The organism is Roseovarius sp. E0-M6 (assembly GCF_037083845.1).
GTDB lineage: Bacteria > Pseudomonadota > Alphaproteobacteria > Rhodobacterales > Rhodobacteraceae > Roseovarius.
The window spans coordinates 38,934-52,448 of sequence record NZ_JBAPLA010000006.1 but is presented as its reverse complement, the minus strand read 5'-3'; the positions used below and the strand labels follow the sequence as shown (position 1 = coordinate 52,448).

The 13,515-nt window shown below is 63.4% G+C and carries 11 protein-coding genes; 4 read left to right on the top strand and 7 right to left on the bottom strand.

Annotation, left to right across the window (positions count from 1 at the left end; translation table 11 throughout):
• Nucleotides 1-49: 49 nt before the first annotated feature.
• Nucleotides 50-1,075 carry a hypothetical protein gene (locus V8359_RS14440; protein WP_336429737.1) on the top strand — a complete coding sequence of 342 codons (1,026 nt, stop codon included), beginning with the start codon at nucleotides 50-52 and terminating at the stop codon, nucleotides 1,073-1,075.
• A gap of 114 nt (nucleotides 1,076-1,189) precedes the next feature.
• On the opposite strand, the gene V8359_RS14435 is transcribed toward V8359_RS14440, so the two are convergent.
• Both V8359_RS14435 and upp read right to left on the bottom strand, forming a co-directional pair.
• Entirely contained in the window at nucleotides 1,190-2,470 is a 1,281-nt protein-coding gene (locus V8359_RS14435) for an SPOR domain-containing protein (protein ID WP_336429736.1), read from the bottom strand.
• 66 nt (nucleotides 2,471-2,536) lie between these two features.
• Nucleotides 2,537-3,169, bottom strand: a complete 633-nt coding sequence (gene upp / locus V8359_RS14430) for a uracil phosphoribosyltransferase (RefSeq protein ID WP_336429735.1) — start codon at nucleotides 3,167-3,169, stop codon at nucleotides 2,537-2,539.
• Nucleotides 3,170-3,386: 217 nt separating this feature from the next.
• Here upp and V8359_RS14425 point away from each other — a divergent pair, with 217 nt between their 5' ends.
• Nucleotides 3,387-5,690, top strand: a complete 2,304-nt coding sequence (locus V8359_RS14425) for an NADP-dependent malic enzyme (RefSeq protein ID WP_336429734.1) — start codon at nucleotides 3,387-3,389, stop codon at nucleotides 5,688-5,690.
• Between the two features lie 275 nt (nucleotides 5,691-5,965).
• Here V8359_RS14425 and V8359_RS14420 read toward each other — a convergent pair whose 3' ends face one another.
• Nucleotides 5,966-6,904 carry a YeeE/YedE thiosulfate transporter family protein gene (locus tag V8359_RS14420; RefSeq protein ID WP_336429733.1) on the bottom strand — a complete coding sequence of 313 codons (939 nt, stop codon included), beginning with the start codon at nucleotides 6,902-6,904 and terminating at the stop codon, nucleotides 5,966-5,968.
• Between the two features lie 374 nt (nucleotides 6,905-7,278).
• On the opposite strand from V8359_RS14420, the gene V8359_RS14415 reads away from it, so the two are divergent.
• The gene (locus V8359_RS14415; RefSeq protein ID WP_336429732.1) at nucleotides 7,279-9,171 is read left to right on the top strand and encodes a propionyl-CoA synthetase; all 1,893 of its coding nucleotides are present in this window, start codon (nucleotides 7,279-7,281) and stop codon (nucleotides 9,169-9,171) included.
• A gap of 42 nt (nucleotides 9,172-9,213) precedes the next feature.
• Here the strand turns inward: V8359_RS14415 and V8359_RS14410 are convergent, their stop codons facing one another.
• Together V8359_RS14410 and V8359_RS14405 are read right to left on the bottom strand one after the other, a co-directional pair.
• Nucleotides 9,214-10,365, bottom strand: coding sequence for a TauD/TfdA family dioxygenase (locus tag V8359_RS14410; RefSeq protein ID WP_336429731.1), 1,152 nt, complete (start codon nucleotides 10,363-10,365; stop codon nucleotides 9,214-9,216).
• Between the two features lie 33 nt (nucleotides 10,366-10,398).
• Entirely contained in the window at nucleotides 10,399-11,163 is a 765-nt protein-coding gene (locus V8359_RS14405; RefSeq protein ID WP_336429729.1) for a class II aldolase and adducin N-terminal domain-containing protein, read from the bottom strand.
• Nucleotides 11,164-11,267: 104 nt separating this feature from the next.
• Here V8359_RS14405 and V8359_RS14400 point away from each other — a divergent pair, with 104 nt between their 5' ends.
• Nucleotides 11,268-12,143 carry a LysR family transcriptional regulator gene (locus V8359_RS14400; protein WP_336429728.1) on the top strand — a complete coding sequence of 292 codons (876 nt, stop codon included), beginning with the start codon at nucleotides 11,268-11,270 and terminating at the stop codon, nucleotides 12,141-12,143.
• A 64-nt stretch (nucleotides 12,144-12,207) separates the two neighbouring features.
• Here V8359_RS14400 and V8359_RS14395 read toward each other — a convergent pair whose 3' ends face one another.
• Nucleotides 12,208-12,405 carry a CsbD family protein gene (locus V8359_RS14395; protein WP_336429726.1) on the bottom strand — a complete coding sequence of 66 codons (198 nt, stop codon included), beginning with the start codon at nucleotides 12,403-12,405 and terminating at the stop codon, nucleotides 12,208-12,210.
• Between the two features lie 222 nt (nucleotides 12,406-12,627).
• Nucleotides 12,628-13,389: an NAD kinase gene (locus V8359_RS14390; RefSeq protein ID WP_336429725.1), complete on the bottom strand. Its 762-nt coding sequence runs from the start codon at nucleotides 13,387-13,389 to the stop codon at nucleotides 12,628-12,630.
• Between the last annotated feature and the right edge of the window lie 126 nt (nucleotides 13,390-13,515).

The window sequence follows — 13,515 nt, the reverse complement described above, 5'->3', positions numbered from 1 at the left end:
GCGCCCCCTGCTAATGTCGTCTGAACGAGGCAGAGCAGGCCCGGACAGCATGACCGCACTCAGCGAGTATCAAAGGCTCGAGGCAACCGGCCTCTGGCGTGCCTCCCCCGAGGCGCAGCGCAGCGAGGTGATCGTCTCGCTGGGCGACGCGACGCTCGTCGTGTCGGACATGGCCGAGCGCCCGCTCGCCCATTGGTCCCTGCCCGCGATCATCCGCGCCAACCCCGGTGAACGGCCCGCGATCTATCATCCCGACGGCGATCCGGCCGAGACACTCGAACTTGCCGACAGCGAAGCCGAAATGATCGCCGCGATCGAGAAGCTGCGCACCGCCATCGCCCGCGCTCGGCCCCGCCCCGGACGGCTCCGCCGGATGATCGCGCTTGGCATCACCCTGACGGTGGTCGCGGGGGCGGTGTTCTGGCTCCCGGATCAGTTGCGCCGCCACGCGCTCGCCGTGGTGCCGCCGGTCAAGCGGGCCGAAATAGGTGAAAACCTGGTCAACCAGATGCGCGGCGTCACCGGAACACCTTGCTTTGAACCGGGTGGCGTCGCGGCGCTCGACCGGCTGGCGCAACGTCTCGCGCCGCCCGACGGGGCCACGCGGCTCATGGTGGTGCCCGATGGTGTGACCGACACGGTCGGCCTGCCCGGTCGCACCATCCTGATCGGCCGCACCCTCGTCGAGGATCACGAAGACCCCGATGTTCTCGCCGGTCATATCATCGCCGCGCATCTGCGCGCCCGCAACGCCGATCCGCTCGACCGACTTCTCGAGCATGCGGGCACCATGGCCACGATCCGCCTACTGACCACCGGCAACCTGCCCGATGACATTCTGCGAAGCTATGCCGAACACCTGCTTGCTGCCGACCCGCCACCGCTATCGGATACGGAATTGCTCGACGGTTTTCGCGCATGGTCGGTGCGCACCACGCCCTATGCCTACGCACGCGACATTTCCGGCGAAACCACGCTGAGCCTGATCGAGGCCGACCCCTTCGCCGGTCAATCGCTTGATCCGGTTTTGCCCGACAGCGACTGGCTCAGGCTACAGGGCATCTGCGAGACCTGATCATCCCATGTCCCGGATCGCCTTGCTCACGGCCCCAGGAACAGAAATGCCGGGCGCGGTTTCGGCCCGGCCCGGCATAGTCTCTCTCTGTGCTCTCCCGCGCTCCTGCGCAGGTCAGCGATACGTCGCGTTGCCAAAACCGGCGGCACGAACCCGCGCCAGCGCCGAACCCAACGCGCCCTGCGTCCGGAACGGACCGGCCAGAACGAGGCTGTAGGATTTACCCCCCTTGGTCAGCGTCCCGAGCCGCGTCGTCAGGCCCGTGCGCGCCACGCGCTGCGCGGCCTGTTCGGCCTGCGCGCGTGTGGCAAAGACACCGGCCTGCACATAGCTGTGGCTCGCGGGTTTGGATTGCGCCACAGGCTGCGCCTGCTTGGCCTGCACCTGCGACTTGGCCGGGGCCGTTCCACGTGACGAAATCACCGGCGCGGTCCCGTGCCCCTTGCTGCCATAGCCACGCGAATACCCTGTCTGCGGATCGGCGGGCTGAACCACGGGGCCGACATCCCGCTGAATTAGTTCACGCGGAAGCGTCTTGGTCCAGACCTGCTCCATCCGCGCCTTGCCCTCGAAATACTGATGCGCGCGCTTCGGATTGAGACGCCCGTCCATCCAGACCCGCTTGTAGCCTTCGGGAATGCGCACACCCGCCGTTGCGACACGCTGCTTGGCATAGACATGCTTCGGCGCGACGCGCACCGGCGGGCTCTGCACCGTATTGGGCGTGGCGGCAGGGCGCCGAACGGCCGTCGTCGTGGCCTGCGCCGGGCTATAGCTCCGCGATGGCGATGCCACGGCACCGTTATGCGGCGGCTCGGCCTGCGGACCGCACCGCACATTGTGACCGCGCAGATATCGCGCCGACACCGCGCTCAAGCCACGGCAGGGCGATGCCCCGGCGACACGCCGCACGGTCTTGGCCGGTTTCCGGGTCACAACTTTTTTCGCGGGCGCGGTCTGCACGACGGGGCCCTGAGCCACCGGCGCGGCAGGGCGCACAAGCTGCGGTGCGGGCTTGCGCACCGGCTTGGGCTGCGCCGCCGCAACGGTGCGTGGTTTTGCCTGCGTGCGCACGACCGGCTTCGCTGTGGCAACCGCCTCGGGCTTCGGGGCCGGTTTCGCCGCTGGCTCGGGCTTGGCCCGCGCGGTCAGCGTCGGCTGATAGCCACAGACAAGTTTCCGGCTCCGCGACACCCGCGGCACCCATGTGACATTGCCGTCGATACCGGCCCGGATGAAGACGCATCCGTCGCTGTCCACATATTGCCGCCCCTGAAAAGAAGATGGCGGGAATTCGGCTGGTGCCTCCGCATCGCGCAGCGTCTGCGCCTGGGCAAGGCCCAGCGCGCCTGACGCCGTGATCACGGCAATCGCAATAACTCTGGTAAGTTTCATTTTGCCCCCACAAGATGTGGGGGTCAGCTTGCCGTAAATCCTGTGCGCAGTAAACCGAAAATACAGCTATTTCGTGCCGAACATCCGGTCTCCGGCATCCCCGAGCCCCGGCAGGATATAACCGATATCGTTCAGCCTCTCGTCAAGTGACGCGGTGACGATGGGCACGTCCGGATGCGCCTCCTTCATCCGCGCGACACCTTCGGGCGCAGCCAACAGGCACAGGAACCGGATATCCTTGGCGCCCGCCTGCTTGACCAGATCGACCGCAGCCGCGCTCGAATTGCCGGTGGCGAGCATTGGATCGACCAGAATGACCAACCGTTCGTCAAGGTGATCAGGTACCTTGAAGTAATATTGCACCGGCTGAAGCGTGGCCTCGTCGCGGTAAAGGCCGACAAAGCCCACCCGTGCCGATGGAATGAGCTCAAGCATCCCGTCCAAAAGGCCGTTGCCCGCCCGCAGAATCGAAATCAGCGCCAGCTTGCGCCCCGCAAGCACCGGCGCGTCCATCTCTCCGAGCGGGGTCTCGATGCGGCGCGCCTCCGTGGGCAGCTTATAGGTGACCTCATAGGCCAGAAGCTGACTGATCTCGCGCAGGAGCTGCCGAAACACGGCGGTCGAGGTCTCCTTCTCGCGCATCAATGTGAGTTTATGTTGCACGAGCGGATGCTCGACGACGGTCAGGTGCTGGTCCATGTCCCCTCCGGTCCGTTGCGGAGGCAGGTCGCCTCCCGGCTTCATCTTTCTACAAATACTCATAATCCACCCCCGGACGCCAGACCGCACATCGCATTTGCACGCGCGCGCCTGTCGTGCGAACGTTACGTCAAGCCTCCGGCGCGCGGGTCGCCCCCGATGACGTGCGGATAGTTTAGCGCTGAACGATATATCAATCCGCCCGAAGGATCATATGATGACCGACACCCCTGACCCCGAGGCCACCGACACCGCCCGCGAACAGGCGCGCAAGGCCGCGCTGGATTATCACGAGTTTCCCGAACCCGGTAAGCTCGAGATTCGCGCGACCAAGCCGCTGGCCAACGGGCGCGATCTGGCACGGGCCTATTCGCCGGGTGTGGCCGAGGCCTGCCTTGAAATCAAGGCCGACGCCACCAATGCCTCGCGCTTCACCGCACGCGGGAACCTCGTGGCGGTGGTCACCAACGGCTCGGCGGTGCTGGGGCTGGGCAATATCGGCGCGCTCGCCTCCAAGCCAGTGATGGAGGGCAAGGCCGTGCTCTTCAAGAAATTCGCCGATATCGACTGTTTCGATATCGAACTTGATGAGCCCGATCCCGAACGACTGGCCGAGATCGTCTGCGCGATGGAGCCTTCCTTCGGCGCGATCAACCTCGAGGATATCAAGGCGCCCGACTGTTTCATCGTCGAAAAAATCTGCCGCGAGCGCATGAATATCCCCGTCTTTCACGACGATCAGCACGGCACCGCCATCGTCGTCGGCGCGGCGGCCACCAACGCGCTGCATGTCGCGGGCAAAAAGTTCGAGGACATCAAGATCGTCTCGACGGGCGGCGGGGCCGCGGGCATCGCCTGTCTCAACCTGCTTCTGAAGCTGGGCGTCAAACGCGAGAATGTCTGGCTCTGCGACATTCACGGTTTGGTCTATGAAGGCCGAACCGAGGACATGAACCCGCAAAAAGCCGCCTTCGCGCAACCCTCTGACAAGCGCACGCTGGACGAGGTGATCGCTGGGGCGGACCTCTTCCTCGGGCTTTCGGGACCAAAGGTTCTCACCCCCCCGATGGTGGAGAAAATGGCGGAGGACCCGATCGTCTTCGCCCTAGCCAACCCGACCCCTGAAATCATGCCCGACCTCGTCCGCGACGTGGCACCGCGCGCGATCATCGCCACGGGCCGAAGCGATTTTCCCAATCAGGTCAATAACGTGCTGTGTTTTCCGTTCATCTTCCGTGGCGCGCTTGATGCGGGCGCGACCGAGATCAACGACGCGATGCAACTGGCCTGCGTCGAAGGCATCGCGCAGCTTGCCCGCGAAACCACCTCGGCCGAAGCGGCGGCGGCCTACAAGGGCGAACAACTCACCTTCGGTCCCGATTACCTGATCCCCAAGCCGTTTGATCCGCGCCTGTCGGGGATCGTCTCGACCTCGGTTGCGCGCGCCGCGATGGAAACCGGCGTCGCCATGCGGCCCATCGAGGACATGGAGGCCTACAAGGCCCGGCTCGATGCCGCACAGTTCAAATCCGCCTTGCTCATGCGGCCCGTCTTCGAGGCCGCCCGCAAAGAGGCGCGCCGCATCGTCTTTGCCGAAGGAGAGGACGAGCGCGTGCTCCGTGCAGCGCAAGCCGTGCTCGAGGAGACGAGCGAACAGCCGATCCTCATCGGTCGCCCCGATGTGATCCAGACGCGCTGTGAACGCATGGGCCTCGAGATCAGCACCGAACGCGACATCACCATCGTGAATCCCGAAAACGACCCGCGCTACCGCGACTACTGGAGCAGTTATCACCAGATCATGCAGCGCCGGGGTGTGACCCCTGATCTCGCCCGCGCGGTGATGCGCACCAACACCACCGCCATCGGCGCGGTGATGGTCCATCGCGGCGAGGCCGAAAGCCTGATCTGCGGCACCTTCGGGGAATATCGATGGCATCTGAATTACGTCAATCAGGTGCTTGGCAATGACGGGTTCAGCCCGCACGGCGCGCTTTCGATGATCATTCTCGAAGATGGGCCGCTCTTTATCGCCGACACCCATGTGCGCGTCTTTCCCAGCCCCGAGAACCTCGCGCAGTCGGCCATCGGCGCCGCACGCCATGTGCGCCGCTTCGGTATCGAACCCAACATCGCCTTTTGCTCGCAATCACAATTCGGCAATCAGGGTGAGGATTCGGGCAAGCGCCTGCGCTCCGCCATCGCGCTCCTTGACGCGCAGAATCCCGGCTTCTGCTATGAGGGCGAGATGAATGTCGACACCGCGCTCAATCCCGAACTGCGGGCGCGGCTCCTGCCTGACAACCGGATGGAGGGGGCGGCCAACGTGCTTATCTTCGCCAATGCCGATGCCGCGTCGGGCGTGCGCAACATCCTCAAGATGAAAGCGGGCGGGCTCGAGGTGGGCCCGATTCTCATGGGCATGGGCAACCGCGCCCACATCGTGACGCCGGGCGTCACCGCCCGCGGGCTTCTCAACGTGGCGGCCATCGCGGGCACACCGGTCGCGCATTACGGCTGATCACGAGACCGCCGGCGGTCTGCGCGCCGGCGGTCATTTTCTGGATGGGGTGAAGACTTACTTCTTGGTGGGTTTCGTGCCGGGTTTGGCCGGCTTGCGTTCCTTGTCGCCCATGGCAACGGACCTTTTCAAAGCGGGAGGGGCACCATGCCGCTCCACGATCTGAGTCGTAGCACAGACACGGCTCAGGATCTGGCCGGTTTTCGACCTGCCGGATGTCGAAAATCCCCCTGCACGCGAAATTCGGTCGCGCGTCCTTGGCCCCTCGGGCCGCCTCAACCCCGGTGATCACTGTGCCCGAGGCCACACATGGCCGCCACCCGGCGCAAAAACGGCGAGAGCGGACCCGCAGAAGCAAGGATCATGACGACGATCCCTGCGAGCATGGCCACAAGGCCAAGCGCCGCCATTGGAGCGCCCGTTGTCAGTCCAAAGAAAAGCAAGCTGGAATTGCCACCGGGAAGCATGACACTGCCCGTTCCCATAAGCACCCCGCCAATGAGTCGGCGTCCAAGTCGGCCAAAGCCCGGCCAACTAAGATTGAACCCGTCAGGTATGACAAGCCCTGCCCCAATCGCGCCCGCCACCACAGAACCGGCGATCCACCATGACAGCGCAGTCGCCATCCCTGGATCGTTCAACAAGGCGATCCATGGGAATCGCGCATGATTGACCGCGATGGCGGTGAAGCACGCCGCCCCCACTGCCATCGCAACACCAAGGAACAATACCCGCCCGACTGTCCGTCCACGCCGCAACCAAAGCCGCACAAGAACAAGCGCAACCGCAAGCATCACAGCCGCGGACCATGTCCCGACCGGCGCCATGTCCATGCTCTCGGTCACAGGTCTCATGCCGCCCGACGCCTGCACCGCGATCCAGACCCCCACACCGGTCAGAGCATATTCGAACCGTCCGGTTCCCACCTGCGCGATCACGCCAAAGGCGCAGGCGCCGTTCACCGCCGCGCCCATCCCGAACACGAATGCCCCCGCCAGCCCCAGCAGCATAGACTCGCTGAACCGAACACCCAAAGGGTAGGCCCCGATCAAGGTCAGAGCCACAAGTGCCCAGCACGTGCCTTCTGCTATCAGTAACGCTCGGGACGGGTCGCGCCTGCGCAGGAATGCCTCGGTCGCCGCCACCATACAGACCGACCCCGATCTGAGCACCGCCCCCAGCAGCAGCGCCAGCACAAGCAACCATAGGGTCATGCTATGCCCCCGGATCGCGATAAGGCCCTCACCTCACAGATCATCGCCGATCCCCGAGACACGGTTACATCGGGATCGAATCGGCGGTCTGTGGTCCCGGAATCCGGCATCTGCGCCCCTTTCCCGGCGATGATGAAGTGCGGCACGGCATCGCTCAAGCACGGGCTGACCGCATCACGCGCTCTTGACTTTGCAAACCGTCTCGCCACGGGCCGCTAAAACACCGTAAAAAAGGCGATTTGCAAAATTTGCAGCGGCATTGGCGGAAAATTGCAAATTTTTGTGATCATACCGGCCCGCGTGATCGGTAACAGCCTTGTCGGACCTGCCCACGCTGCGTAACACCTTGCCCCAAGGGAAAGAGGGAGAGCTTCATGAACTTCAAGGACGTTTACAAGTCGTGGCAGAACGACCCCGAGGGGTTCTGGCTGAACGAGGCCCGCGCGATCGACTGGGTCGAGCCGCCAAAGAAGGCGCTCTATGACCGGGGCGATCATCTCTATGACTGGTTCGCCGAGGCCCGCGTCAACACCTGCTGGAATGCGGTGGATCGGCATGTTGAAAACGGTCGCGCCGATCAGGTGGCCATCATCCATGACAGCCCCGTCACCGGCACCAAGGCGAAGATCACTTTCGCGGACCTGAAGGACCGCGTCGCGACGCTTGCCGGGGCGCTGCGCGACAAGGGCATCGCAAAGGGCGACCGCGTCATCATCTACATGCCCATGGTCCCCGAGGCGCTGGTGGCGATGCTCGCCTGTGCCCGTCTCGGTGCGATCCATTCGGTCGTGTTCGGCGGCTTCGCAGCCAGCGAACTTGCGGTGCGGATCGACGATGCGACCCCCAAGGCGATCATCGCCGGGTCTTGCGGGCTCGAGCCCGGGCGCGTCGTGCCCTACAAACCGCTGGTGGACGGGGCCATCGCCGAGGCCCATCACAAGCCCGAGTTTACCGTGATCTTTCAGCGTGAACCCGAAACCGGCGATCTCAAGCCCGGTTTCGATTTCGACTGGGACGAGGTTCAACGCGATGTCACGCCTGCCGACTGTGTTCCGGTCGAAGGCGACCATCCGGCCTATATTCTCTATACATCCGGCACCACCGGCGCGCCCAAGGGTGTCGTGCGCGCCACCGCGGGGCATCTCGTGGCGCTGAACTGGACGATGAAGAACATCTACAACGTCGATCCCGGCGATGTGTTCTGGGCCGCCTCCGACGTGGGTTGGGTCGTGGGCCATTCGTACATCTGCTATGCGCCGCTCATTCACGGCAACACCACGATCGTCTTCGAGGGCAAGCCGATTGGCACGCCCGATGCGGGCACATTCTGGCGGGTGATCTCCGAACACAAGGTCAAGAGTTTCTTCACCGCCCCCACGGCCTTTCGCGCGGTCAAGCGTGAAGACCCCAAGGGCGAGTTTCTCAAGAAATACGACCTGAGCTGTCTCAACGCGATCTACCTCGCGGGCGAACGCGCAGACCCCGACACGATCGAATGGACCCGGGAAATGACGGGCAAGCCGGTCTATGACCACTGGTGGCAGACCGAAACAGGCTGGACCATTGCCGGCAACCCGGTCGGAATCGAGCCGATGCCGGTCAAGCTCGGTTCGCCCACCGTCGCGATGCCCGGCTACGACGTTCAAATCCTCGACCCCGAGGGCAACGAGCTTCCCGCGGGCGAACTTGGTGCCATCGCGATCAAGCTGCCGCTTCCGCCCGGAACACTTCCGACCCTCTGGAATGCGCCGGACCGGTTCCGGAAATCATACCTCTCAACCTTCCCCGGCTACTATGAAACCGGCGACGCGGGCATGAAGGACGAGGACGGGTATCTCTGGATCATGGCGCGCACCGACGACGTGATCAACGTGGCGGGTCACAGGCTGTCGACCGGCGGCATGGAAGAGGTTCTGGCCTCGCATCCCGACGTGGCCGAATGCGCCGTGATCGGCATCTCGGATTCCTTCAAGGGGCAACTTCCGGTCGGATTCGTCTGTCTCACCAAGGGCGTGAACCGCCCCACCGAAGAGATCAGCGCGGAATGCGTCAAACTTGTGCGCAACCGTATCGGCCCCGTTGCGGCATTCAAGCTGTGCTGCGTCGTGGATCGTCTACCCAAGACACGCTCGGGCAAAATTCTGCGCGCAACCATGGTCAACATCGCCGATGGCAAGGAATACAAGATGCCCGCCACGATCGACGACCCGGCCATCCTCGACGAAATCCGCGAGGCGTTGCAGGGCCTCGGACTGGCAAAAACGTAAACGCGGGGCAGGCCCGGGCCGACATGGCCCGGGCCCGCCCCATCAGGCGACCTTCGCCGCCGGGCGGTCTTCGAGCAGGCCGGTCGCACCACGCGCCACAAGGGTGCGGTAGGTGCTCCACGTCGCGCCCCGGTCGGTATAGCAACCGCGCAGGTGCCGCGCGCCGCTGTCGGCCGAAAACGCCTCACGTCCATGCACGATCCGATGATTATCGAACACGATGCATTCGCCCGCATTCAGCCGGAACCGGCACAGGAACCGGTCTTCCTGCATCATCCGGATGAACTTGCACAGCGCCGGGTAATAGTCGTCCAGCAGGTCTTGCGGCAGGTCGATATCGTCCTGAAGATGCTGTGACACCGTGACCCCGGCCACGTTCCCCCGCGCGTCCAGCTCGATCACGCGCTGATGCGCCCGGTAGTCCCAGCCGTCATGCCGGTAGAAGAACGGAATATCGTGGCTGGCCAGAAGGTTGAACGCCTCCGGGTCTTCCTCGCGCAGGGCCGCGGCAACCGCCGCCCCGTCAAGGAAAAGGCTCCGTCCGCCCTCCACGGTGTTCTCGCGGCAATGCAGGAACTGCACCCCCGGTGCCATTTCCTCGCCCGGCAGGTCGGTATGCATTTCCAGCGGTCCGGCGGTAAAGGCAAGGTTCGTCGGCGCGATCTCAAGCCGCACCTCGAAATGATCGCCCTCCGCGGATGGCGTGATCGGGCCAAGGCTGTTCACCAGCCGCGTCAGGCTCTCGTCGCTGTTCTCCATCTCGGTCACCAGCGCGACCCCGTCCTCGACCAGCGCCCGCGCGAGGGTCGCACGCCCGTCATCCGTCGTCAGAACATCCGACTGCGTCACGCGGCGGAAATCGTCATAGCCATCCGAATACCACAGCTTGCGCGGCAAATCCGCAGGGTCGGGTTTGCGGCCATTATCGGCAAAGGCCTGAAGCTGCGACAGCGGCAGACGCGTCTCGTGATCCTCGCTTTGCCAGTCGATCACCAGATGACCGCCGTCAATCCGCGCGGCCTGCGCCCGTGGACCGGCCTCCAGCGATGAGATGTCGAACACACGCTCGCGCGTCTGCGGATCAATCGCGCTGGGACACGCATCGCGCAGCCAATGATAGTTGAAATAGGTTTCGCCGTCGGCGAGCGGAACGAAAAGGCCCTTTTCGGACAGGCGTACGGATCGGGTCGTCATGATCCCTCCTTGCTGATGGTGTGTGTCGGATGTTCAAGCGGCGTAATCGGAGCCTTCTGCGTCCAGAATCGCCTTGATCTCATTCAGGTGCGCTTCGGCCTGACCGGGATAATCATCTAGTTCCCGTGCCGTTTTCTCGGCCACCTCGTCGGACAGCAGGCGCAACGGCTGCCCGGTCTGGAGCGCCCGGATATAGGTCTCGGCGGCGCGCTCGAAATAATAAAGCCGGTTGAACGCATCCGCGACAGTGTCGCCAATGACCAAGACACCGTGATTGCCCATCACCAGCACCTTGATCTTGGGGTCCGACAAAAGGCCCGCGCACCGCGTGCCCTCTTCCTCGAAGGCCAACCCGCCGAATTGGTCATCCACGGCATGGCGCCCAAAGAACGTGGCCGTGTTCTGATCAATCGCGGGCAAATGGCTGTCGGCCAGACTGGCCAGAACGGTGGCATGGATCGAATGCGCGTGCATCACACAACGCGCATGCGGACAGTGGCGGTGAACCGATCCGTGCAGGCCCCAGGCGGTCGAGTCTGGCGCGCCGGGTTTTTCCATCGCGTCCGGGTCATTCGCATCGAGGTGAAGCAGGTCCGACGCCTTGATCCGGCTGAAATGCATCTGGTTGGGATTCATCAGGAACTCGGTCCCGCCCTCGTTCACCGCAAGGCTGAAATGGTTCGCCACCGCCTCGTGCATGTTCAACCGAGCAGTCCAGCGGAACGCCGCCGCCATATCGGCACGCTCCTGCCAATGGCCAAGGTTCGGGGTCGCGTCATGCGTCGCAAGGCGTGTCATATCGGCTCCTTTTGCTCTTGCCACGACAGATGGCAAACCGCCCAAGCCTTTACAAATTATGGATAATGCGCCATGGCATTAGTTCTTCTAATGGACGGGGCCCCATGCCTGCGAATACCTTGCCTCACCTGACATGGCTGCGCGCATTCGAGGCGACGGCGCGACATCTCTCATTCACCATGGCCGCCGAGGAACTGGGCCTGACCCAATCCGCAGTCAGCCAGCATGTCCGAAACCTTGAAAACTTTCTCGGTCGCGATCTCTTTATCCGGCGGACTCGCGCGCTCGATCTGACCGAGGCCGGGGGCAACTACCTTCCCACGGTGCGCGAAGCCTTCGACATGCTGACCCAAGGCACGCGATCCGTCTTCGGTGAGAATCGGGGCGAATCCCTGATCGTGCAATGCAACCTTGGCTTCGCGCTTTTCTGGCTGACGCCCCGGCTGCGACACTTTCAGACGGCGCATCCCGAGATCGCGCTGAACATTGTCACCCCGATCTGGGATCCAGAACGCAATTCCGACGCGTCGAGCCTCGAAATTCGCTTTGCACGGCACGGCGACCTGCCACATGGCGCCGAACGGCTGACACAGGACAGGTTCTATCCCGTCTGCCGGCCCGATTATCAGAACGGCGCGTTTGATCTCGACACCGCCACGCTCTTCGAATGTTCCGGGCATACCGGAACTTGGGAATCGTGGTTCAACTCTCAGGGCCGCCCGTTCACCCGTTGGGCCGAAGTCAATCGCGGCTCGACCTTCGGCATCGCGGTGAATGTTGCCCTTGAAGGGGCGGGCATAGCTATGGCGCATGACACGCTTGTCGCCCGCCTGATTGGCGAGGGTCGTCTGGTGCGCCCGTTCGATCACGCGCCGCCCCTGTCCGAGGGATATTTCCTGATCCCGCCCGCCAAACCCGACGAAAGCGCAGCCTCACGCGCATTCGCCGATTGGCTCAAGGAACAGGTCAAAGACAGGTGATTTGTCCTCGGACACGAAAAAGGCGGCCCGCCGGGGCCGCCTTACTGTTTCGTGAAGGCTTTCTTCACATGCGCGATGCGAAATCGTCCACTTCCCGCTCGGCCTGTTCCTTGGCCATGCCGTATTTCTCCTGAAGTTTACCGACAAGCTGATCACGCTCGCCCGCCGCTTCCTGAAGATCGTTGTCGGTCAGCTTGCCCCATTGTTCGCGCGCCTGACCCTGAATCTGGTTCCAGTTACCTTTGACTTGTTCCCAGTTCATGATGTGCTCCTCTCGGTTTTGAAATTCCGTGGCGCATGTTGGCGCCCGTGTGATCCGACAACCGGAAGCCTCTCGAAATGTTCCGCACCGCAGCGGCAAATTCCACCCTTTTCCAACTGCACCGAACGCCGCGTTGACGCCATTCGCGACTCAGCAATCACCGACGCGATACTTACGTGAATGCCGACGTGATACCGACGTGCCGGACGGCGGATTAACCTTTCAGACGAACTGTTCGCGCAACAGCCGCTCCTCAAGACCATGGCCGGGATCAAAGAGAATGCGATGACGGATATCAGGCCGGGACATGACCTCGACCCACAGCACGTTTTCCACGTGCCGGCTATCGGCGTCGGCCATCACCGGACGCTTGGCCGGGTCGAGCACATCAAACCGCACCTTCGCAGTCTTTGGCAGGAGTGCCCCGCGCCAGCGCCGGGGACGGAACGCCGCCACCGCCGTCAGCGCAAGCACATCCGAACCGATGGGCACGATCGGCCCGTGCGCGCTGTAATTATAAGCCGTGGAGCCTGCGGGCGTCGCCACAAGCGCCCCGTCGCAAACCAGCTCCTCAAGGCGCATATGCCCGTCCACATGGATCTGAAGCTTGGCCGCCTGCGGCCCCCCTCGCAGCAGCGAAACCTCATTGATGGCAAGCGCCTCACGGATATCGCCCGTGGTCGTTTTTGCCCGCATGAACAAGGGGTTGATCACCTCTTCCTCGGCGGCTTTCAACCGGTCGGGAAGGTCGTGCTCACTGTATTCGTTCATCAAGAAGCCCACGGTGCCGCGGTTCATCCCATAGACCGGCACGTCAAGTTCCTGTGTCCTGTGCAGCGTGCTCAGCATGAAGCCATCGCCGCCAAGCGCCACGATCACATCCGCCTCGTCTTCGGGCACATCCCCGAACCGCTGCGCCAGGAGCGACCGGGCATGCCCCGCCTGATGCATTTCGCTGGCCACAAAGGCTATGGCGCGGCTCATGCGTCCGGCCTCCTGTTTCCAATAGGCACATTCGGGGGCGCATTTGCGCCACTCATATCCGACCTGCACCATACATGTCGCAACCTCAAGCTTTATTGTCGATTTAGCGCCTTACATGAAGGCGGG